We start from the raw sequence: 22,320 nt of genomic DNA, 5'->3' as shown, positions 1-22,320 counted from the left end.
CCAGCGTCTCCATCCGTGCCAGGAACACATCGCGCCGCGTCGGGCGACGGTACTGTTCAAACCCGTTGCCCTGGTCAGCTGACATTGCCAAGGTCCGCTGCTTCATCGGCTTGCACCACCATCGCTGCGAAGCACTTATCCTCGCATCTTTGGAACTTGATCAGCGTTGCCCTAGGCCGGCAAAGGCCGACCACAGTCTTGAAGCGTGGTGCCGGAAATAGGAATCGAACCTACGACCTACGCATTACGAATGCGCCGCTCTACCAACTGAGCTATTCCGGCGAGCCGCGAATTGTAGGAGCGCAGCTGCCCCCGGGTCAATCGCCGCACGTGCTTTGCCTTGCCGGAGGGCGTCGCCTCAGCCGACCAGACGCAAGCGCAGTTCCTTGGGCAGCGCGAACACCATCGATTCCGGCTCGCCTTCCAGCTCGGAGACGCCGGCCACGCCCAGTTCGCGCAGGCGCTCCAGCACGCCATCGACCAGCACCTGCGGCGCAGAGGCGCCGGCGGTCAGGCCGACATGTTGCTTGCCAACGATCCAGGCCGGGTCGATCTCGCTGGCGTTATCGATCAGGTAGGACTCCACCCCGTCGCGCCGGGCCAGTTCGCTCAACCGGTTGGAATTGGAGCTGTTGGGCGAACCGACCACCAGCACCAGATCGCACTGGCGCGCCAGATCGCGCACCGCGTCCTGACGGTTCTGGGTGGCGTAGCAGATGTCGTCGTGGCGTGGCCCCTGCATCGCCGGATAACGCGCACGCAGGGACTCGATGATGCCCATGGTATCGTCCACCGACAGCGTGGTCTGGGTGGTGTAGGCAAGGTTATCGGGCTGGCGGACATCGAGCATGGCGACCTGCTCGATATCTTCTACCAGATAAATCGTGCCCGCCCCGCGCTCGCGGCTCCACTGCCCCATCGTACCTTCCACTTCCGGGTGCCTGGCATGACCGATCAGCACCACGTCGCGGCCGGCCCGGCAATGCCGCGCCACCTCGAAATGCACCTTGGTCACCAGCGGACAGGTGGCGTCGAACACCTTCAGTCCACGCCGCTCGGATTCCTGACGCACCGCCTGCGAGACGCCGTGCGCGCTGAAGATCACCGTGGCATCGTCGGGCACCTCGTCGAGTTCTTCGACGAAGATCGCGCCACGCTGCTTGAGGTCGTCGACCACGAAACGGTTGTGCACGACCTCGTGCCGCACATAGATGGGCGCGCCCAGCGTCTCGATCGCACGCTTGACGATCTCGATCGCACGGTCGACACCGGCACAAAAACCACGGGGATTGGCGAGCAGGACGTCCATGGCGGGCATTCTACGGGAATAATGAGGGGTGCGGGGTCGGACCGGGCGGCACGCGCCTGCAGGCAGGCTTCAACGCAGATTCCCGGTTCCCGGCTCCTGCTTGCCGGATTTGTCGAACAACCCGAACACGGCAATCCCGATCGCACCGCCCACGATCGCCGAGTCGGCGATATTGAAGGACGGCCAGGTGTGGCTGCCGATGTACCACTGGATGAAATCCACCACGTGGCCGTGCATCAGCCGGTCGATCACGTTGCCGATCGCCCCGCCGATCACCAGCGCGTATGGCAGCGCGCTGCGCCACTGCCCGCGCGCAGTACGCGAGAGCCAGAACGCCAGCAGGCCGCTGATGCCCACCGCCAACGCAGTGAAGAACCACAGCTGCCAGCCGCCGGCATCGCTCAGAAAGCTGAAGGCCGCGCCGGTGTTGTAGGTGCGGCACCAGTTCCAGAAGCCGTCGATCACCGGCACCGGGGTGTACTCGGGCAGGCTGGACAGCACCCATGCCTTGCTCCACTGGTCCAGGCCGACCACAAGCACAGAGAGCAGCAGCCAGATCAGGGCCGAGGGGTTGGGGCGTTGACTCATGTCGAAGGATCGCAATTGGTGGCCGCTACTCCGATACCGGAGAAGACGCCTGGGTGGGAGGGAGTGACGGCAGCAGCAGAAAACGACAGATGCCAGATTGCAGACGGACAAGGATGGCACGGGCAGTTCGACCAGCCGCGCCGCCCTGTCCCAATACATGCCCCAAGCTTCAGCAAACAAGGCGCATGGCGTGACCGGCCGCCTCGCCGCAGAGCGGCCCCGGCTGCCCCGGCAGCTGACGCGGGCTGCGCCAGCGCCAGAGGCCGCCGGCAGTGCGTGGCGAGATCCTGCCACGCGCCACCGGCAAAACGGCGTCAGAACCAGCGACGCTGCTCGCCCGGACCTTCGATATTGCTGACGCAACGGCTGCACAGTTCCGGGTGACGCGGGTCGCTGCCCACGCTGGCCTGGTGGTGCCAGCAGCGCACGCACTTGGCCTTGGTCGTGGGCTGCGCACTGACGAAGATGTCGTCGATGCTGGCCGCGGTCACGGTGACATCGCCACTGATGAACAAAAAGCGCAGCTCCTCGGCCAGCGGCTGCCAGCGCGCGGCGGTCTGCGCATCGGCGGCCACGGTGATTTCCGCTTCCAGCGCCGCACCGATGGCGCCGTTGGCACGCATCGGCTCCAGCACCTTGGCCACCTGCTCGCGCAGGACCAGCAACTTGTCGAAATCCGCACTGGTCAATGCAGCGTCGGCCGGCAACGGTGCAAGGCCGTCGTACCAGGTGGCGAACAGCACGTTGTCGACATGCTGGCCCGGCAGGTAGCCCCACAGTTCCTCGGCGGTGAAGCTCAACACCGGCGCGATCCAGCGCACGAACGCCTCGGCCACGTGGTACATCGCGCTCTGCGCCGAACGGCGGCCGCGTGCATCTTCGGCCATCGTGTACAGGCGGTCCTTGGTGACATCCAGGTACAGCGAGCCCAGGTCCACGCTGCAGAAATTCAGCAGCGCCTGCACGATCTCGGCAAAGTCGTAGCGCGCGTAGGCGGCCACGATCTTTTCCTGCAGCTCGTGTGCGCGATGCACGATCCAGCGGTCCAGCAGGACCATCTCGTCCAGCGCCACCAGGTGCTGCAGCGGGTCAAAACCATGCAGGTTGCCGAGCAGGAAGCGCGCCGTGTTGCGCAACCGGCGATACGCATCAGCATTGCGCTTGAGGATCTCCTGCGACAGCGACATCTCGTTGCTGTAATCGGCCGAGGCGATCCACAGGCGCAGGATGTCCGCGCCCAGCGTCTTCATGATGTCCTGCGGTTCGATGCCGTTGCCCAGCGACTTGGACATCTTGCGGCCGTGCTCGTCGACGGTGAAGCCGTGGGTCAGGCACTGCTTGTACGGCGCCACCTTGTCCATCGCCACGCCGCTCAGCAGCGACGACTGGAACCAGCCGCGGTGCTGATCGGAACCTTCCAGATACAGGTCGGCCGGCTTGGGCAGGCCACGGTCCGCCAACACTGCTTCGTGCGTCACGCCGGAGTCGAACCACACATCCAGGATGTCGGTGATCTTCTCGTAATCGGTCGCCTCGCTCCCGAGCAGCTCGGACGCGTCCAGCGTGTACCAGACATCCACGCCGCCCTGCTCCACGCGGTCGGCGACCTGGCGCAGCAACTCGGTGCTGCGCGGATGCGGCTCGCCGGTTTCGCGATGCACGAACAAGGCGATCGGCACGCCCCAGGTGCGCTGACGCGAGATGGTCCAGTCCGGGCGCCCGTCGACCATGCCGGCGATACGCGCCTGGCCCCAGGACGGATACCAATGCACGTTTTCGATGGCCTTGAGCGCACCGGCACGCAGGTTGGCCTGCTCCATCGAGATGAACCACTGCGGCGTGGCGCGGAACGCAATCGGCGTCTTGTGGCGCCAGCAATGCGGATAGCTGTGCTCCATCTTGCTGGCCGCCAGCAGCACGCCGGTATCGCGCAGCGCGTCGATGATGACCTCGTTCGCCTTCCAGATATGCAGCCCGGCCAGCACGGTATCGCCCAGCTGCGGAGTCGACGGCAGATATACGCCGCGCCCATCCACCGGATTGATCTGCGCAGCACCATATCGCTCCAGCAGCCCGTATTGCTTGGAGACCTGATAGTCCTCCTGGCCGTGGCCGGGTGCGGTATGCACCGCGCCGGTACCGTCTTCGGCCGACACGTGGTCGCCCAACAGCAGCGGGATCTCGCGTTCGGCATAGAACGGGTGATTGAGCAGCATCTGTTCCAGCGCCGCGCCCTTGGCGTGCCCATGCACCACCACCTCGCCCACGCCGTAGCGCGCCAGCGCCTTGGCAGCCAACGCTTCGGCGATTACCAGCCAGCGCGGCTGGCCGCGATCGGCCGGGCCTTCGACCAGTACATAGTCGAGCTCCGCGCCCAGACTCACCGCAAGCGACGCCGGCAGCGTCCATGGCGTGGTGGTCCAGATCGGCACCGCGACGCCCACGCCGGCGGGCAGCGAGGCGCCGAACGCGGCAGCCACCGCACCTAGGTCGCGCGCCGGATAGGCGATATCCACCGTCGGCGACACCTTGTCGGCGTATTCGATCTCGGCCTCGGCCAGCGCCGAACCGCAATCGAAACACCAGTGCACCGGCTTGACGCCGCGGGTCAGGTGGCCGTTATCGACCACTTTGGCCAGCGCGCGGATTTCGTTGGCTTCGAAGCGGAAATCCAGCGTCTTGTACGGGTTGTCCCAATCGCCGATCACACCCAGCCGCTTGAAATCGCGCCGCTGCAGATCGATCTGCTCGGTCGCGTATTCGCGGCACTTCTGCCGAAATTCGGCCGCATCGAGCTTCACGCCGACCTTGCCGTATTTCTTTTCGATCGCGATCTCGATCGGCAGGCCATGGCAGTCCCAACCCGGGATGTACGGCGCATCGAAGCCGGCCAGATACTTCGACTTGACGATGATGTCCTTGAGGATCTTGTTGACCGCGTGGCCAAGATGGATCTGGCCGTTTGCATATGGCGGGCCGTCATGCAGCACGAACAGCGGACGGCCCGAGGCATTGGCACGCAGTTGTGCGTAGAAGCCCTCGCGCTCCCAGCGCTCCAGCATCGCCGGCTCGCGCTTGGGCAGGTCGCCGCGCATCGGAAATTCCGTCGCAGGCAGATGGAGAGTGGCTTTGTAGTCTTGGGTCACAGGAATCTACCGTTGCGCTGCTTTCATTGAAGAATCCGCACAGGGATGTGCGAGCTGTTGCGAAGGACTCGCATTATCTTCGGGCCCTTGCGAGGGACTCGCATCTTGCGGAGAGCGCACATGTGCCGCCAACACCGCACGTGCCTGCTCTGCATCACGGTGCATCTGCACGGTCAGCGCTTCCAGGCCATCGAATTTTTCTTCGTCGCGCAACTTGGCGACGAATTCCACGGCAATGTGCCGGCCATACAGATCGCCCTGGAAATCAAACAAGTGCGCTTCCAGCAACGGCTCCACACCTGCTACCGTGGGACGCGTGCCGAAGCTGGAAACCGACGGCCACGGCCGCTCGGCCACGCCGTGCACCCAGGTCGCATAGATCCCCGACAACGCCGGCGTACGCGGAAAGCGCAAGTTGGCGGTGGGATAGCCCAGCGTACGACCAAGCTGCTTGCCACGCACGACCCGGCCACCGATGGCGTACGGGCGGCCGAGCAAGTCACCAGCGTAAGCGAATTCGCCAGCGCCGAGCAGTTCGCGAATCCGCGTTGCCGAAATCCGCTCCCCATGCAGATGCACCGGCGCAATCTCCCCCGCCACAAAGCCATGCTGCTCGCCAAGCGTCCGCAACAGACCGATGTCGCCGCTGCGTCGATGGCCGAAACGGAATTCCGGGCCAATCCAGACTTCGCGCGCGCACAGCCGGCCAACCAGCGCCAGCCGCACAAAATCCTCCGCGCTCATTTTGGACAGGCGACCGTCGAAACGGATCATGCCTACGCTGTCGGCGCCGAATCCGTACAAGCCTTCGATCTTGGCGCGCGCCAGGGTCAGACGCGGCGGCGGCGCGGCGGGTGCGAAGAACTCGCGCGGCAGCGGCTCGAAGCTCACCGCCACGGCCGGCACACCGAGTGTGCGCGCACGCGCCACCGCGTGTTGCACCAGCGTCCGATGCCCCAGATGCAGGCCATCGAAGGCACCGATGCAGACCACGCTTCCGCGCGGGAACAGCGTCCCGCCCTCGACGTCTCTAAACAGCCTGCTCATTCCTCGATCCAAACAGATGCCGGCCGACCGACCCTCGTTGATACATAACCTGCAAGTATAGCCGTGCCTGTCAAGCCGTATGGGCGAACCCGGGCGTGGCAGCGCGTCCCCGCTTGCGGTACGCGGGGATGCGCAACCTCTGGACAGTGCAGAGGCGACCGTGCAGCGCATTCGTTCGGCAGTGGCCTTAGCCTTCGCGCAGATGCCGTGGCCGCAGCCCCAACGCCAACTGCGCGACCAGATACGTCGCCCCGCCACCGCCTACCAGCACCGCCAGCCAGCCGATGCGGTTCCATTTGTCCATCTGCGTAAACGACGGCAGCCACCACAGCAAGCTCAACAGCACTGCCACCATCGCCGCGCACGCCAGCAGCAGGCGCAGCGCATACCCGCCCCAGCCCGGGCGGCGCTGGTACACCCCGGACTTGCCCAGCCAATACCAGAGCAATCCCAGATTGAGATAACTCGAGAGCGCACTGGCGATGCCCAGCGGAAGATGCAGGCCCGGCTGCTTGCCCAGCGCCTGCATCACACCCTGCGCCTTGAGTTCGGGCGGCACCATGATCTGGTAAACCACCGCCAGCAGCGCGAAATTGAACACCATGTTGGCAATCAGCGCCGCCACGCCCGCCCGCACGGGCGTGCGGGTGTCCTGGCGCGCGTAGAAGGCCGGCAACAGCACCTTCAGCATGGCGTAGGCCGGCAAACCGAAGCTCAGACCGTAGACCGACATCGCCGTCATGCGGGTGTCGAACGCGGTGAACTGGCGGTACTGGAACAACGTCGCCACCAACGGTTCGGCCAGCAGCAGCAAGCCCAGCATGGCCGGCATCGCGATCAGCAAGGTGGTGCGGAAGCCCCAGTCCAGCGCGCCGGAGAAGGCAGTGCGATCGGTCTTGACATGATGGCGGGCCAGCGCCGGCAGGATCACCGTGCCCAGCGCCACGCCGAAGACACCTAGCGGCAGTTCCAGGAACCGGTCAGCCAGCGACAGCCACGATTGCGACCCATCGGCCAGGCGCGCGGCGATCACCGTATCCAGCATCAGATTGATCTGCGCAATCGACGAGCCGAACAAGGTCGGGATCATCAAGGTCAGCACCTTGCGCACATCCGGGTGATTCCAGCCCCAGCGCGGCAGCGTCAGCAGGTCGATGCCCTTCAGCTCCGGCAGCTGAAACAGCAGCTGCAGCGCACCGGCCACCAGAACCGCCCAGCCCAGCGCCAGGATCGGCACTTCCAACCGCGGCGCCAACCAGAGCGCACCGGCAATCATGCACAGATTGAGGATGACCGGCGTCAGCGCCGGAATGGCAAAGCGTTGGAAGCTGTTGAGTGCGCCGCCGGACAGCGCCGTCAACGAGACGAATAGCAGGAACGGAAAGGTCAGCCGCAACAGATCGACCAACAAACCGTATTTTTCCGGATCGGTGGCCGCGCCATCGGAAAACACCGCGGCCAATTGCGGAGCGAAGATCAATCCCAGTGCGGTGATCAGCAGCAACATCCCGCCCAAGGTGCCGGACACGCGCGCCATCAGCTCGCGCAGATCGGCGTGCGGGCGGGTTTCCTTGACCTCGGTGAACACCGGCACGAACGCGGTGGCGAACGAGCCTTCGGCGAACAGCCGGCGCAGGAAGTTGGGAATGCGGAAGGCCACCCAGAACGCGTCGGTCACCGCATTGGCGCCGAAGGTGGTGGAAATCGCCTGGTCGCGGATCAGACCCAGCACCCGCGAGATCATGGTCATACTGCTGAATGAGAGCAGGCCTCTCACCATACCGGGCTTGCTCACGCTACATCCCTCTTGACAACTGACTTGACGTACATATCCGGGTCCATCATACTTTCACGCTTGCTTTTTCCACCATACCGATTTTTCAGGAACCCACCACCGTGGCCAATATCAAGTCCGCCAAGAAGCGCGCCAAGCAGACCATTGTGCGCAACGAGCGCAACACCGGTCAGCGCTCGATGCTGCGCACCGCCGTCAAGAAGGTGATCAAGGCCCTTGACGCCAACGATGCTGCAGGCGCCGAAGCTGCTTTCGCCGTTGCTCAGCCCATCCTCGACCGTTTCAGCGCCCGTGGCTTGATTCACAAGAACAAGGCTGCACGCCACAAGAGCCGTCTGACCGCTCGCATCAAGGCCATCAAGGCCGCGTAAGCGATCAGTTGGTACATTGCCGGGAGCCTGGCTTCCGGCAATACAGAAAAACCCGGCCTTGGCCGGGTTTTTTGTGTGCCTGCGCCTGCACTCAGCCCGCATCGCGCGCATCGAGTTCGTCTTCGCACTGGCGGTCGAAGAACGCCATGACATCTTTCATGATCGGGAACGTGCCATCACGCCCGAGAGCGGATACCAGGTACCACGGCGCGGTCCAGCCCAACTCGGCCACGATGGCCTCGGCAGCGGCACGCGCCTCGTCTTCGAACATCAGGTCGGCCTTGTTGAGTACCAGCCAACGCGGCTTCTTCAGCAGCTCGGGGTCATGCCGCTCGAGCTCGCGCTCGATGGTGCGCACTTGATCGGCCGGCGACACGCCGTTCACACCACCATCCATCGGGGCCATATCCACCAGATGCAGCAGCAGGCGGGTGCGCTGCAGATGGCGCAAGAACTGCGTGCCCAGACCGGCGCCGTCGGCAGCACCTTCGATCAGGCCTGGCACGTCGGCAATGACGAAGCTGCGATATGCCTCAACACTGACCACGCCCAGATTCGGGTACAGGGTGGTGAACGGGTAGTCGGCCACCTTCGGCGTTGCCGAGGACACCGCGCGGATCAGGGTGCTCTTGCCGGCATTGGGGAAACCCAGCAGGCCAATGTCGGCCAGCAGCTTCAGTTCCAGCTTAAGCAGACGCTCTTCGCCCTCCTCACCGGTTGTGGCCTGGCGCGGCGCGCGGTTGACCGAGCTCTTGAAATGCATGTTGCCCAGGCCGCCCTTGCCGCCCTTGGCCACCAGCAAGCGGTCCCCGTGCTGGGTCAGGTCGCCGATCACTTCGTCGGTCTGAACATTGATCACCACGGTACCAACCGGCACCACGATGATGCGGTCTTCGCCGCCCTTGCCGTACGCCTGCCGGCCCATGCCGTTCTCGCCGCGCTGCGCCTTGAAGGTGCGCTCATGGCGGAAATCGACCAGCGTGTTGACGTTCTCGTCGGCCACGATCCAGACGCTACCGCCCGCACCGCCATCGCCGCCATCGGGCCCACCCAGCGGAATGAACTTCTCGCGGCGAAAGCCGACACAGCCGTTGCCGCCATTACCGGCGGTGACCAGGATTTCTGCTTCGTCGACTAATTTCATGGGATTCGCGATTGGTGATTTGGCATTGGTGACAACGCGGCAACGCAAGCATGGCGAGCCCGTCAGCAGGGAAGGATGAGGACGCCAGGATGCCGCAGGATCCGCTCTTGCGAATCCCCAATCCCGAATCCCGAATCCCGATTCCCGGCCCTCAAACGCAAAACCCCGCCGAAGCGGGGCTTTCCGTCTCATTCGCCCGGCAGCGTTGCCGGGCGAACTGGCCTGCATGGAGCGGGCGATTACGCCTCGGCAACCACGCTGACGGTACGACGCTTCTTCGGGCCCTTGGTGGAGAACTCCACCTTGCCGTCAATCAGCGCAAACAGCGTGTGGTCACGGCCCAGGCCGACGCCGGCGCCCGGATGGAACTGGGTGCCGCGCTGACGCACGATGATGTTGCCGGCGTCGATGGCCTGGCCACCGAAGATCTTCACGCCGAGGTACTTCGGGTTCGAATCGCGACCGTTGCGCGAGGAACCTACGCCCTTTTTATGTGCCATGACTGGTTCTCCTTACTTCTTGTCGCCACCGGCAATGCCGGTGATCTCGATTTCGGTGTAGTGCTGGCGGTGTCCCTGACGCTTCATGTGGTGCTTGCGGCGGCGGAACTTGATGATGCGCACCTTGTCGGCGCGGCCATGGGCCACGACCTTGGCGGTGACCGAGGCGCCCTTCAGCGCATCGCCCAGCTTGATGCCATCGCTATCGCCCAGCATCAGGATGGTGTCGAACTTGATCTCGTTGCCAGCTTCGACTTCGAGCTTTTCCACGCGGAGCGTTTCGCCCTGCGCGACGCGGTATTGCTTACCGCCGGTTACCAGAACTGCGTACATGACCAGGTGTTCCTCTGTAGTTATTATGGTCGCCTGACTTGCCCGAGGGGCAGACAGGAGCGGAAGTGTACTGGCCTAGCCGGTTTCGGGTCAAGTCGCAAGCGGGCCCGCCGCTGCGGGCCGGAATCGGCCTGGCGGAACGCATCATCCGGCCGCCACAACGGCCCCGACAGACTGGCATTTGGGGCAATTGCCCTCACCTAGGTCGGCGGGTAGGCTGATCGACTGCCACTCATTCCTGCTGAGCACGCTCGCACCACTGCCGGTTCGCCGGCCCGACATCGGATCCCCCATGGCGATGGATTTCATCCGCATCCGCGGCGCGCGGACGCACAACCTCAAGAACATCGACCTCGACCTGCCCCGCGACAAACTGATCGTGATCACCGGGCTATCCGGCTCGGGCAAGTCGTCGTTGGCATTCGACACCATCTATGCAGAAGGCCAGCGCCGCTACGTCGAGTCGCTGTCGGCGTATGCGCGCCAGTTCCTCAGCGTGATGGAAAAGCCGGACCTGGACCACATCGACGGTTTGTCTCCGGCGATTTCGATCGAACAGAAATCCACCTCGCACAATCCGCGCTCCACCGTCGGCACCATCACCGAGATCTACGACTACCTGCGTCTGCTGTATGCGCGCGTGGGCCAGCCGCGCTGCCCGGACCATGGTTTCCCGCTGGAGGCGCAGACCGTCAGTCAGATGGTCGACCACATGCTTACCCAGGACCAGCAACAGCGCTACATGCTGCTGGCCCCGGTAATCCGCGATCGCAAGGGCGAGCATGCGCAGGTGTTCGAGCAACTGCGCGCGCAGGGCTTCGTGCGCGTGCGCGTGGACGGCGAACTCTACGAGATCGATGCGGTGCCGCCGCTGGCACTGCGCCAGAAGCACACCATCGAAGCGGTGATCGACCGCTTCCGCCCGCGCGAAGACATCAAGCAGCGCCTTGCGGAGAGTTTCGAGACCGCGCTCAAGCTCGGCGAAGGCATGGTGGCGGTGCAATCGCTGGACGACCCGGCCGCCGCGCCGCACCTGTTCTCTTCCAAATACAGCTGCCCAGTGTGCGATTACTCGCTGCCGGAGCTGGAACCACGGCTGTTTTCGTTCAATGCACCGGTAGGCGCTTGCCCGAGTTGCGATGGTCTGGGCGTGGCCGAATTTTTCGACCCCGATCGCGTGGTCGTGCATCCCGAACTGTCGCTGTCGGCCGGCGCGGTGCGCGGCTGGGACCGTCGCAATGCCTATTATTTCCAGCTGATTGCCTCGCTGGCCAGGCACTACAAGTTCGATGTGGACGCGGTATGGAACACGCTGCCGGCCAAGGTGCGCCAGGCGGTGCTGTTCGGCAGCGGCGATGAGGTGATCAGCTTCACCTACTTCACCGATGCGGGCGGGCGCACCACGCGCAAGCACCGCTTCGAGGGCATCCTGCCCAACTTGGAACGTCGCTACCGCGAAACCGAATCGCCGGCAGTGCGCGAAGAACTGACCAAGTACGTCAGCCAGCAACCCTGCCCTGCCTGCAACGGCACGCGCTTGAATCGCGCCGCACGCAATGTGTTCGTCGCCGACCGCCCGTTGCCGGAGTTGGTGGTGCTGCCGGTCAACGAGGCGCTGAACTTCTTCCGCGGCCTGTCGCTGCCGGGGTGGCGCGGCGAGATCGCGGCCAAGATCGTCAAGGAGATCGGCGAACGGCTGGGTTTCCTGGTCGATGTGGGCCTGGATTACCTCACCCTGGAGCGCAAGGCCGACACCTTGTCCGGCGGCGAGGCGCAGCGCATTCGCCTGGCCAGCCAGATCGGCGCCGGCCTGGTCGGGGTGATGTATGTGCTGGACGAGCCCTCGATCGGCCTGCATCAGCGCGACAACGAACGCCTGCTCGGCACGCTGACGCGGCTGCGCGATCTGGGCAACACGGTGATCGTGGTCGAGCATGACGAAGATGCGATCCGCCTGGCCGACCATGTGCTGGACATCGGTCCCGGCGCGGGCGTGCATGGCGGCGAAATCTGCGCGCAAGGCACGCTGGACGACATCCTGAAGTCGCCACGCTCGTTGACCGGCCAATACCTGTCGGGCAAGCGCCGCATCGAGATTCCCAAGCAGCGCCACAAGCCCAACCCGAAGATGATGCTGCATCTGCGCGGGGCCACCGGCAACAACCTGAAGAATGTCGACCTGGATATTCCCGCGGGCCTGCTGACCTGCATCACCGGCGTGTCCGGCTCGGGCAAGTCGACGCTGATCAACGATACCTTGTTCACCCTGGCGGCCAACGAGATCAATGGCGCCTCGCACGCCGTGGCGCCGCATCGCGAAGTCGAAAATCTGGACCTGTTCGACAAGGTGGTGGATATCGACCAGTCGCCGATCGGGCGCACACCGCGTTCCAACCCGGCGACCTATACCGGCATGTTCACACCCTTGCGCGAGCTGTTCGCGCAGGTGCCCGAAGCGCGTGCGCGCGGCTATTCGCCTGGCCGTTTCAGTTTCAACGTGCGCGGCGGCCGCTGCGAGGCCTGCCAGGGCGACGGCATGATCAAGGTGGAAATGCACTTCCTGCCCGATGTCTACGTGCCCTGCGATGTCTGCCATGGCAAGCGCTATAACCGCGAAACGCTGGAGATTCGCTACAAGGGTTTCAACATCAGCGACGTGCTGCAGATGACCGTGGAAGATGCGCTGCGCCTGTTCGAGCCGGTGCCGTCGATCGCACGCAAGCTGGAAACGCTGGTCGACGTCGGCTTGAGCTACATCAAGCTGGGCCAGAGCGCGACCACGCTCTCCGGCGGTGAAGCACAGCGCGTCAAGCTGTCCAAGGAACTCTCGCGTCGCGATACCGGGCGCACCTTGTACATCCTGGACGAACCGACCACCGGCCTGCACTTCCACGATATCGAAGCCTTGCTCGGGGTGCTGCACAAGCTGCGCGACGAAGGCAACACGGTGGTGGTGATCGAACACAATCTGGACGTGATCAAGACCGCCGACTGGATCGTCGACCTAGGCCCGGAAGGTGGCCATCGCGGCGGCACCATCCTGATTTCCGGTACGCCGGAGGATGTGGCTGCACACAAGGCGTCCTACACCGGCCAGTTCCTGGCCAAGATGCTGCCATCGGTGAAGGCGCGCGAGACGCGTCCGGCCGCGATGGCCAACAAGCCAGATGCGCGCCCGCCGCGCAAGGTCAAACCGGAGAAGGTGGCCAAGGTCGCCACCAAGAAAACCGCGAAGAAGAAGGCAAGCTGATGAGCGAACACAAGATCCTGGCACGCATCCCGATCAGCGTGCGCTGGCGCGACATGGACAGCATGGGCCATGTCAACAACGCCAAGTACATTTCCTATCTGGAAGAAGCGCGCGTGCGCTGGATGTTGGGCGTGCAAGGCGTGGCGATGACCGACCGCATCGCGCCGGTGGTGGCCGCCAGCAATGTCAACTACAAGCAGCCGTTGATCTGGCCCAACGACATCACCGTCGAGTTATTCGTCGAACGCCTGGGCACCAGCAGCTTGACCCTCGGCCACCGCATCTTCGACCAGAAGGACGACAGCAAGCTGTACTCCGATGGCAACGTGGTGGTGGTGTGGATCGATACGCAGACCGGCAAGAGCGCCGCGCTGCCGGACGCGGTGTGCGTGGCCAGCAGCTGAATGTTATCGAGCCGGTTGCCGAGGCTCCTCAACATGGAAAACGGACGGCGGCTCTTTCCGGAGCCGCCGTTTTTGTTTGAATGCTGACGTGGTTGCGCGGCAGCCAGCGAACCATCAAGACCCTGGCGCGCGCTTGCGTGCTTCCAACGTGGCCTTGATTTGGCGACCGTCCTGCAGGGTAAAGCTCACCGGCACCTGCGCGCCTTCCTGCAACGGCGCATTGGCGCCCATCAGCATCAAGTGCAGGCCGCCCGGCGCCAACGGCACCGACTTGCCGGCCGGCAATGCCAGTTCGGGCACCGCCCGCATGCGGCTGACGCCATTGACCTGGGTGGTTTCGTGCAAGGAGACATCGGCAAACACGCTGCTCTTGGCAGCAGTGATCTTCAGCGGCTGCGCACAGCCGTTATGAAACTGGCCGAAACCGGCCGCCATGCCCATGCCGCCGGGCGGCGGGATGCGGATCCAGCCATTCTTGAATTCGGGCAGGCATTGCGCCGACACGCCCGCACTTGCCACCAGCGCCAACGCCGCAAGCACCACCCCGGCACACCTAACCCGCCTGCTTCGACTGCCGTCTATCATGACCCGACCTCCAGGAGCTCCGAATGAGCATCCAGATCTTAGACCATGGCCGTCTTCGTGAAATCCGTCTGGCGCGTCCGCCGGTCAATGCGCTGGACAGCGCGTTGTGCCAGGCGTTGAGCGTTGCGGTGCGGCAGGCGGGCGAGGAGGTCGATGGCATCGTGCTGTCCGGCAGCGAGCGGATTTTTTCCGGCGGCATGGACGTGCCGCATCTGCTGGCCCACGGCACCGACCGCGCGGCGCTGCTGGCCAGTTGGACGGCGTTCTTCGATGCGGCGCAGGCGCTGGCCAACAGCCGCGTGCCGGTGGTAGCGGCCATCGGCGGGCATGCGCCGGCCGGCGGCTGCGTGCTGGCGCTGTGCTGCGACTACCGGGTGATGGCGCGCAGTGCCGATACCGCAAGACCCTATACGATCGGCCTCAACGAAGTGCAGGTTGGCCTTGCTGCGCCAGAGGGTATCCAACGCCTGCTGCGCCGCGTGGTGGGTGCGCACCGCGCCGAACGCCTGCTGATCTCCGGGCAACTGCTGCCGGCCGAACAGGCGGTCGCGATCGGGCTGGTGGACGAACTGGTCGATGGCGAGTTGGTCACCGCGCGTGCGGTGGCATGGCTGCAGGAGCTGCAGCAGCTTCCCCGCCAACCGATGTTGACCACGCGCGCGATTGCGCGTGCCGACCTGCGCGCGGCATTGGCGCCGGAGTTGATCCAGCTGGAGCGCTTCATCGATGGCTGGTACGCGCCGGATGCGCAGGCCGCACTGCATGGCCTGGTGGCGCGCCTGCAGAAGGCCTGAGCCGCGCCCTCGCAGCGCCCCTTGGGCAGGCCGGTATACTCGCGGTCCGTCGCATGCCCAGGCCAGCCCCTTGTCCGCCACCGCCGAACCCGTCGTCTCCGAACTGATCAGCCTGCTGTCGCTGGAGCGTCTGGAAAACAACCTGTTCCGTGGCCAGAGCCGCGACATCGGCACCAAATACGTGTTCGGTGGGCAGGTGCTGGGCCAGGCGTTATCGGCAGCGCAGGCCACGGTCGAAAACGGGCGTCAGGCGCACTCGCTGCACGCGTATTTTCTGCGTGCCGGCAATATCGACCATCCCATCGTCTACGACGTCGACCGCACCCGCGATGGCGGCAGTTTCTCGGTGCGCCGGGTCACGGCAATCCAGCACGGGAAGGTGATCTTTTTCTGCGCCGCCTCGTTTCAGGAGCGCGAAGACGGCGCCGAGCATCAGTCGGCGATGCCGGTGGTGCCGCCGCCTGAAGACATCGAACCGGCAGCACCGCTGGCACCGGAAGTGTTGGCCAAGCTGCCGGCCAAGGTGCAGCGCTGGCTGTCGCGCGGCGGCCCGTTCGAGTTTCGCCATGTCTTTCCGCGCGACGAACTCAAGCCGCCCAAGCGCCCGCCGTTCCAGCAGATGTGGCTGCGCTTGAACGATCCCATCGGCGACGATGTGGGTCTTCATCAAGCGCTGCTTGCGTACGCGTCGGATTTCCAGTTGCTGGGCACCTCGACCTTTCCGCACGGCATCAGCTATTACACGCCGAACGTGCAGATGGCCTCGCTCGACCATGCCCTGTGGTTCCATCGCCCGTTCCGTACCGACGACTGGCTGCTGTACTCGCTCGACAGCCCCACCGCGCAGGGCGCACGCGGCCTGGCTCGCGGGCAGTTTTTCACCCGCGACGGCGTGCTGGTAGCCAGCACCACGCAGGAAGGCCTGATCCGGGTGGTGCCTGACGGCAGCGCGATTGCCGTGCCGGCCAAGGAGTAGGCCTCACACCGCAAAAGCACGGCATACCACTTGATGGCAAGGGCGTCAGAGCAGCCGAGGACCGGCTCCCCGCACTGCAGACGCCGCAAGCTGGCATGCTTGCCTGCCATGCGCATGCGCCCCCCTGGCCGCACCACCCGCACTCGATGTTTCATCTTGAACTGGCGCTTCAACGGCGCCATCTGTTCCAGACCCAACGGCGTTTTCCACCATGCGCAAGATCTTCAGCAGTCAACGTATCGAAACCGCCGAAGGCGTGGCCAATCTCTTGCGCGATGCGGGAATCGAGATCCGCATCAGCAACGGTCGCTCTTATCAAAGCAAGCGCGGGGGCCAGTTCAGCTACCTGGAACAGAGCAACGCCCAGGCGCAGCCCACCGTCTGGATCGTGCATGCCAACGACCAGCCGCGCGCACGCGCGCTGCTGCGCGACGCCCGCCTGCTGGACACCACCCGCCGCGACCTGCCGAATGTGGAATACACCTTCCGCGAGGGCGAAAACGGCTCCAGCTCCAGTGCGCGCAGCTGGGCCTGGCGTATCCGCCTGGTGTTGCTGCTGGTGATCGGCGCCGTGGCGATGGTGGTGGTGATGCGCCACCGCAGCGCGCCGTCGCAACTGGCACCAGCGGCCCAGCCGGCATCGCAACGGACGTCGGCACCAGATGCCGTACAACCGGCAGCAGAAGACGAGGAAGTGCGCGTGCGGATCCAGCCGACCCGCTGAACGCAGCTGGCCAGCGCAGCCACCCGCTGGTACGACAATCAGGCTAGACGGCGCGGTCACATCCGTTGCCGGCATGCGTCATGCTGGCGACAGGACATGGAATGCGCCGATGAACGCCGACACGCTGGATCTGATGTTGCAACGCGACCTGCCGAGCGCCGCGGCCGGCTGCCAACAGGCCTACGGGCGCATCGTGCTTGCCTGCCAGAACACGGTGACTGCGATCGCACTGGCGATCACCCGCGACATCGCAGCCAGCGAAGACATTGCCCAGGAGGCCTTCCTGCGTGCCTGGCAGCGGCTGGCGCAACTGCATCAGCCGGCAAGTTTTCTCCCCTGCCTGCGGCAGATCACCCGCAACCTGGCACGCGACTGGCTGCGCGCCAACCGCCATCGTGCGCTCAGCGGTGAGGCGGCCGAGCTTGCCATTGCGATGGCCGCAGACCCGGCGCCCTCGCCCGCTGACCAGTTGCTGCAGGTGGAAGAAAAGATCGCCGCGCTCGACATCATTTCTGCATTGCCGGAAGAAAGTCGCGAAACGCTGCTGCTGTATTACCGCGAAGGCCAGAGCTCGCAACAGGTTGCCTCGCTGCTTGGGCTCAGCGATGCAGCAGTACGCAAGCACCTGTCGCGCGCACGTGCCAGCGTGCGCGGTGCTGGTTGCCGGGATCGGCACATACTGGTCCTACTGGTACCTGCTGCGCTTCGCACAGACCGCCAGCGAGGCAGCGGCGATCCGTCGGTTCGTGCACGTCACCACGCTGACCTCGGTGCTGGTGTGCGGCAGCACGTTGGTGCTGAAACACCTGCAGGCGGGCGCGTGGGCATCGGTTCTGACGCTTTGCGCAGGCATGGCGGTAGTCAACTATCAATCCCTGCGCGTCCTGCCACGCGTCATGCGCCCCATGCTCGAGCGCGATGCGCGCAGACGCGGCGCCATCCGGGCACCGCTGTTGTACCACTGCATGTTCAGTCCGGGCGCGATGCTGGCGAGCACTGTGGCTGTCATCGCGCCCGTCGTGCAGCACTACATGCAGTCGGGAATGCTCTGAGCCGGCCGGATATCACCGCTGGATCGGCAGCGGCAAACTTTTCCAAGACGATGACGCGCCGGTGCCGAGCCAAGCGCACGCCGACGTGACAACTGCATACGGCAGCCTGGTGACGTGCGCGATGGATCCGGCTCAATGTGGTCTGCGTGCGCGGGGAGGGGCGTGGCGAGCAACGCTCCATGATCCGAAGTGATGGGTTCGTATCCGACTGTCGCAGTCACCGCGCAGCGCCCGTGCTGCTATAAGCGGTCAGGATTCAACCAGACCCCGGAGTCATGAAGTGAAGGCAAGTTTGTTCACCAGTCTGCTGATGATGGTCAGCATGGGCGCGCATGCGGATGGACTCACCAAGTCCCCCGATGGCAAGACGCTGTCGGTGAGTTTCGGAGCACCGACCTTCAAGCAGGTGCTTCACTACCGCAAGCTCTACGACAAGAAGCCGTTCCCCGATGCGGAAATCTATTATTTCAGCAACGGCATGTACAAAATTATTTCCCAGGGCGAAAACCATTACGGCGTTTATGTCCTGCAGGGAACATTCGACGACCAGACCTACACCATCCGGTTCATCTCCCTTCCCTCGGAAGACTGGGGCAACAAGACCGCGTTCCATCAGCTGACCTTCGTACGCGGCGACAAGCAGAATGTCTTCATCCAGAACGCCATCGTCGACACCGGCGAAGCGATCGCGCAGCAGAACGGCACGTACACACTGGAGAAGAACACCGTCTCCAATCCGGTTCCCACCTCATGGAAGCACGACTGAGCGTTGCGCTTGCGCACAGCGTCTGGCGCAAACGCAAGCGCCCTCCCGCCAGGCGGGAGGGCGCGGTCGATCGGCGCCTTGTTACATACTGCAAACAGCTGGTGAAATCACCGCTCACCGAGCGGCACTCGCCAATACGCAGCGGGCGCCGCAATCGGCGATACCTCAGCGGTTAGTCGCAGGTGCGGTTGCGGGTGCCGGCTTGCCATCGTCGCCGTGCCTGCCCATCCCACCCGGTCCGTGCCCGCCACGCCACTTGGACGCGGCATCGAACTCGGCCTTGCTCAGCTTGCCGTCCTTGTCGGTGTCGGCCTTGGCGAACCACGCATCGCGATGCTGCTGCATGCGCAGCTCACGGTCGGCACGGTCGACGAAGCCGTCCTTGTTGAGATCCATCTGGTCGAAGCGCGCGGCGAACTTCGGGTCGGCCTTGGCTTCTTCGCGGCTGATACGGCCATCCTTGTTGGTATCGAGCTTGGCCATCCATTCGCCACGTCCACCGCGCCCATCGCGCCCCGGGCCACGATGATGCGGGCGCTCGTCGCGCGATAGCTTGCCGTTCTTGTTGGTGTCCAGTGTGTCGAACTGCGCGGCCAGCGTCGGATCGGTAGCCGCTTCGCTGCGGTCGATCACGCCATCGCCGTTCTTGTCGAGCTTGGCAGGCCGCGGCGCATCACCGGGAGCCGGCACGGTGGCAGCGAACGCGGTGCCGGTGGACAGCGCGGCCAGCACGGCCAGCACGGCCAGGGCGAGAAAGGGTTTGCGTGACGTCATGAGACACTCCTGGAAGATAGGAACCACACGCGGCACCTGCATGGGCCGCATCGCGTGGGTGGTGCGTGCGGATCATCCGTGCGCTGCCACCCCAACATCCCCATCAACGGGCCACCGATGCGCACGTTGACGTGCAGGCCGGACGTATTCATCCGGCGGACAGTCGCCGCTGCTGCGACGCGCAGGCGGTATCCTTCGGCCATGGCCATCCATGCCGACACCCACGACGACCTGCGCCTGTTCCAGACCGGCGAGCATGCCTGTGGCTATTGGTCCGACAGGCAGGCGCGCGATCTGGTGCTGGATCCGCACGATCCGCGCCTGGGTGCGATCTATCCGCAAGCGTTGGCATGGGGCTTCCGTCGCTCCGGCGATCTGGTTTATCGGCCGCACTGCGAACGGTGCCGTGCCTGTGTGCCGGTACGCATCGCGGTGGATGCGTTCCACCCAGACCGTAGCCAACGCCGTTGCCTGGCGCGTAACCAGGATCTGGTAGTGCGCGTGGTGGCCGCCGAGCGCACCGACGAACAACTGGCGCTCTATCGGCAGTACCTCAAGCACCGGCATCCCGGCGGCGGCATGGACGAACATGGCGCCACCGAATTCGACCAGTTCCTGATCGGCAGCTGGTCGCATGGGCGTTTTCTGGAGATTCGCGAACCGGCCACTGCGCATTTGCCTGGCCGGTTGCTGGCGGTCGCGGTGACCGATGTCACCGAGCATGCGTTGTCGGCGGTCTACACGTTCTACGCGCCGGAGGCGGCAGCGCGCAGCCTCGGCACGTTCGCGATCCTGCAGCAGATGCAGTGGGCGCAACGCGAGCGACGCGCGCATCTGTATCTGGGGTACTGGATCGATGGCCACACGAAGATGAACTACAAGCGCCGCTTCAGTGCACTGGAAGCCTACGATGGCCGCCAATGGTGCAGCTTGCCCGCCCATACATCGGTCGACTGAGCCGCCGGATTGCGACATCGGCGTGTCGCATCCGGCATGCGAGAATCCCGCGATGATCAAACCTTTCCTGCTGCTCACGCTGACCGCCTTGTGCGCGGCCTGCACTCACCGCGCGCCGTCACCCATGACGCACTCCGATACCCTTGCCGCCAGGCCCGCAGCGGCAACGCTGCGCATCGCCACCTACAACACCTCGCTGTATTCGGACGAGGCCGGCGGCCTGATCCGCGAGCTGCAGGGCGATAGCGCGCATGCACACAAGATCGCTGCGGTGCTGCAGCGTGTGCGCCCGGATCTGGTGCTGCTCAACGAGTTCGATTTCGACCCGGAACACCGCGCTGCCGATCTGTTCCAGCAACGCTATCTGCAGGTTGCCCAGCCGGGCGGCGGCGAGGCGTTGCGTTATCCGTACCGCTATCTGGCACCGGTCAATACCGGTGTGCCAAGCGGCCTGGATCTGGACAATAACGGTAGCGCCGGCGGCAAAGGACGCGCGCGTGGCAACGACGCGTGGGGCTATGGGCTATGGGCTGCATCCTGGCCAGTACGGCATGCTGGTGTTGGCGCGCTACCCGATCGATGCGCAGGCGGTGCGGAGTTTCCAGCTGCTGAAGTGGAGCGCGCTACCCGGCGCAGTGCGGCCGATCGATCCGGCCAGCAAAATGCCGTTCTACAGCGATGCCATCTGGACACAGCTGCGGCTATCGTCCAAATCGCATTGGGATGTACCGGTACGCACGCCGCTGGGTATCGTGCATGCGCTGGTGTCGCACCCCACCCCGCCGGTGTTCGACGGTGCCGAGAAGCGCAACGCCGCGCGCAACCACGACGAACTGCAGCTGTGGCGCGCGTACCTGGACAACGCACCCGCAAGCCAACGCTGGCTCTGCGACGACAAGGGCGGCTGCGGCGGCCTGGCTGCCGATGCGCGCTTTGTCATCCTGGGCGATCTGAACAACGACCCGGTCGATGGCGCCGGCCGCCATGAGGCGATCCGCGCCTTGATCAACCACCCGCGCGTGCTGCAGTACCCCACCCCGCACAGCGACGGCGGCCCGGAGAAAACCGCCGAATACGCCGCGTTGGGCATCGCCCACAGCGGCGACCCGCATCAGGTCACCGGCGACTTCGGCCCGCAAGCCGGCACCATGCGCCTGGACTACGTGCTGCCGTCGCACCAGTTCACCCTGATCGGCAGCGGCATTTTCTGGCCGGCCACCAACGCGCCGGACGCGGCGATTGCCGATGGCAGCGACCACCATGCGGTGTGGGTGGATGTGGCTGGCAACTAAGCAATCGTAATGACCTACCGGTTTCTGCTCAGGTTATGCGGTTAATGTAGCGGCACAGGCCGCGTCCGGGGTCATCCTCTTCAGCGCCTGGTGAGGGCGCTGTTGGTTGTAGAAGGCGATCCAGTCAGCAATCACTTGCAGCGCGTGGGTTTGGCTCTCAGAGCGATGCCGGTGCACGCACTGTTCGTTCAAGGTCCGGATCACACGCTCCACCATCCCGTTCTGCTGTGGGCAATGCGGGGTGATGAACGCCTGCGTCAGCCCATAGCTGCGCACCAGTCGGGTGTAGTTGCGGCTGGTGAACACCAGGCCATTGTCCGAGCGAAGCAGAAATGGCTCCTGCACTCGGCCCAGCGTGCCATAGCGCGTGATGAGCGCCTGCTCCAGTGCGGCAGATGCCGTGCTGGCTTTACCGGTCCGTGACAGGTGCCAGCCGAGCAGTGGCCGCGTGCTGCAGTCGATCACCAGCGCCAGACTCGGCCAGCCGTCCTTGCCGCCCCAAACGCGACACAG

At 64.7% G+C, this 22,320-nt stretch carries 19 protein-coding genes, 1 tRNA gene and 3 pseudogenes; 10 read left to right on the top strand and 13 right to left on the bottom strand.

Annotation, left to right across the window (positions count from 1 at the left end; all coding sequences use genetic code 11):
* The 7 genes and pseudogenes from XAXN_RS23075 to murJ form a co-directional block, all read right to left on the bottom strand.
* Positions 1-106 (bottom strand): annotated as a pseudogene (locus tag XAXN_RS23075) (IS5/IS1182 family transposase); the annotation flags it as partial.
* A 100-nt stretch (positions 107-206) separates the two neighbouring features.
* Positions 207-282, bottom strand: a tRNA-Thr gene (locus XAXN_RS10095).
* A gap of 76 nt (positions 283-358) precedes the next feature.
* Positions 359-1,309 (bottom strand): 4-hydroxy-3-methylbut-2-enyl diphosphate reductase, encoded by a 951-nt coding sequence (gene ispH, locus XAXN_RS10090; RefSeq protein ID WP_054319446.1) that lies wholly within the window; start codon positions 1,307-1,309, stop codon positions 359-361.
* A gap of 69 nt (positions 1,310-1,378) precedes the next feature.
* Positions 1,379-1,897: a signal peptidase II gene (gene lspA / locus XAXN_RS10085; protein WP_042821580.1), complete on the bottom strand. Its 519-nt coding sequence runs from the start codon at positions 1,895-1,897 to the stop codon at positions 1,379-1,381.
* Between the two features lie 314 nt (positions 1,898-2,211).
* Complete coding sequence (ileS, locus tag XAXN_RS10080) at positions 2,212-5,043, bottom strand: isoleucine--tRNA ligase (protein ID WP_054319445.1); 2,832 nt, start codon at positions 5,041-5,043, stop codon at positions 2,212-2,214.
* A 6-nt stretch (positions 5,044-5,049) separates the two neighbouring features.
* On the bottom strand, positions 5,050-6,090 hold the full coding sequence (locus XAXN_RS10075; protein ID WP_054319444.1) for a bifunctional riboflavin kinase/FAD synthetase: 1,041 nt from the start codon (positions 6,088-6,090) through the stop codon (positions 5,050-5,052).
* 187 nt (positions 6,091-6,277) lie between these two features.
* Entirely contained in the window at positions 6,278-7,870 is a 1,593-nt protein-coding gene (gene murJ, locus XAXN_RS10070; RefSeq protein WP_054319443.1) for a murein biosynthesis integral membrane protein MurJ, read from the bottom strand.
* Positions 7,871-7,986: 116 nt separating this feature from the next.
* Between murJ and rpsT the strand changes: the two genes are divergently transcribed.
* On the top strand, positions 7,987-8,256 hold the full coding sequence (gene rpsT, locus XAXN_RS10065; protein WP_003484323.1) for a 30S ribosomal protein S20: 270 nt from the start codon (positions 7,987-7,989) through the stop codon (positions 8,254-8,256).
* A gap of 91 nt (positions 8,257-8,347) precedes the next feature.
* Here the strand turns inward: rpsT and obgE are convergent, their stop codons facing one another.
* The 3 genes from obgE to rplU all read right to left on the bottom strand — a co-directional run bounded on the left by obgE (position 8,348) and on the right by rplU (position 10,233).
* Entirely contained in the window at positions 8,348-9,400 is a 1,053-nt protein-coding gene (obgE, locus tag XAXN_RS10060) for a GTPase ObgE (protein WP_054319442.1), read from the bottom strand.
* 239 nt (positions 9,401-9,639) lie between these two features.
* On the bottom strand, positions 9,640-9,900 hold the full coding sequence (rpmA, locus tag XAXN_RS10055; RefSeq protein ID WP_054319441.1) for a 50S ribosomal protein L27: 261 nt from the start codon (positions 9,898-9,900) through the stop codon (positions 9,640-9,642).
* A 12-nt stretch (positions 9,901-9,912) separates the two neighbouring features.
* Positions 9,913-10,233: a 50S ribosomal protein L21 gene (gene rplU, locus XAXN_RS10050; protein ID WP_003484328.1), complete on the bottom strand. Its 321-nt coding sequence runs from the start codon at positions 10,231-10,233 to the stop codon at positions 9,913-9,915.
* Between the two features lie 292 nt (positions 10,234-10,525).
* On the opposite strand from rplU, the gene uvrA reads away from it, so the two are divergent.
* Together uvrA and XAXN_RS10040 are read left to right on the top strand one after the other, a co-directional pair.
* The gene (gene uvrA, locus XAXN_RS10045; protein WP_054319440.1) at positions 10,526-13,483 is read left to right on the top strand and encodes an excinuclease ABC subunit UvrA; all 2,958 of its coding nucleotides are present in this window, start codon (positions 10,526-10,528) and stop codon (positions 13,481-13,483) included.
* Entirely contained in the window at positions 13,483-13,887 is a 405-nt protein-coding gene (locus XAXN_RS10040; protein ID WP_054319439.1) for an acyl-CoA thioesterase, read from the top strand. The genes uvrA and XAXN_RS10040 overlap by 1 nt, the downstream gene beginning before the upstream one ends.
* A 114-nt stretch (positions 13,888-14,001) precedes the next feature.
* Here the strand turns inward: XAXN_RS10040 and XAXN_RS10035 are convergent, their stop codons facing one another.
* Positions 14,002-14,430: a copper chaperone PCu(A)C gene (locus XAXN_RS10035; protein ID WP_054319438.1), complete on the bottom strand. Its 429-nt coding sequence runs from the start codon at positions 14,428-14,430 to the stop codon at positions 14,002-14,004.
* A 65-nt stretch (positions 14,431-14,495) separates the two neighbouring features.
* On the opposite strand from XAXN_RS10035, the gene XAXN_RS10030 reads away from it, so the two are divergent.
* The 5 genes and pseudogenes from XAXN_RS10030 (at position 14,496) to XAXN_RS10010 (ending at position 18,784) form a co-directional block, all read left to right on the top strand.
* Complete coding sequence (locus XAXN_RS10030; protein WP_054319437.1) at positions 14,496-15,266, top strand: enoyl-CoA hydratase/isomerase family protein; 771 nt, start codon at positions 14,496-14,498, stop codon at positions 15,264-15,266.
* A gap of 70 nt (positions 15,267-15,336) precedes the next feature.
* Positions 15,337-16,242: an acyl-CoA thioesterase II gene (gene tesB / locus XAXN_RS10025; RefSeq protein WP_054319436.1), complete on the top strand. Its 906-nt coding sequence runs from the start codon at positions 15,337-15,339 to the stop codon at positions 16,240-16,242.
* Between the two features lie 211 nt (positions 16,243-16,453).
* Complete coding sequence (locus tag XAXN_RS10020) at positions 16,454-16,966, top strand: putative signal transducing protein (protein ID WP_054319435.1); 513 nt, start codon at positions 16,454-16,456, stop codon at positions 16,964-16,966.
* Positions 16,967-17,075: 109 nt separating this feature from the next.
* Positions 17,076-18,018 (top strand): annotated as a pseudogene (locus tag XAXN_RS10015) (RNA polymerase sigma factor).
* 280 nt (positions 18,019-18,298) lie between these two features.
* The gene (locus XAXN_RS10010) at positions 18,299-18,784 is read left to right on the top strand and encodes a hypothetical protein (RefSeq protein ID WP_171890784.1); all 486 of its coding nucleotides are present in this window, start codon (positions 18,299-18,301) and stop codon (positions 18,782-18,784) included.
* 165 nt (positions 18,785-18,949) lie between these two features.
* Here XAXN_RS10010 and XAXN_RS10005 read toward each other — a convergent pair whose 3' ends face one another.
* Positions 18,950-19,558 (bottom strand): EF-hand domain-containing protein, encoded by a 609-nt coding sequence (locus XAXN_RS10005; protein WP_054319434.1) that lies wholly within the window; start codon positions 19,556-19,558, stop codon positions 18,950-18,952.
* Between the two features lie 201 nt (positions 19,559-19,759).
* Here XAXN_RS10005 and XAXN_RS10000 point away from each other — a divergent pair, with 201 nt between their 5' ends.
* The gene (locus XAXN_RS10000) at positions 19,760-20,515 is read left to right on the top strand and encodes an arginyltransferase (RefSeq protein WP_054319433.1); all 756 of its coding nucleotides are present in this window, start codon (positions 19,760-19,762) and stop codon (positions 20,513-20,515) included.
* Positions 20,469-21,807: pseudogene (locus tag XAXN_RS09995) on the top strand (endonuclease/exonuclease/phosphatase family protein). Before XAXN_RS10000 ends, XAXN_RS09995 begins: the two are co-directional and overlap by 47 nt.
* Before the next feature lie 33 nt (positions 21,808-21,840).
* Here XAXN_RS09995 and XAXN_RS09990 read toward each other — a convergent pair.
* A partial coding sequence (locus XAXN_RS09990; RefSeq protein WP_054319432.1) for an integrase core domain-containing protein occupies positions 21,841-22,320 on the bottom strand: 480 nt, incomplete at its 5' end.

The organism is Xanthomonas axonopodis (assembly GCF_001304695.1).
Lineage (GTDB): Bacteria > Pseudomonadota > Gammaproteobacteria > Xanthomonadales > Xanthomonadaceae > Xanthomonas > Xanthomonas axonopodis.
Note: the sequence above shows the minus strand (reverse complement) of the source record. Positions and strands in the feature narration are given on the sequence as shown.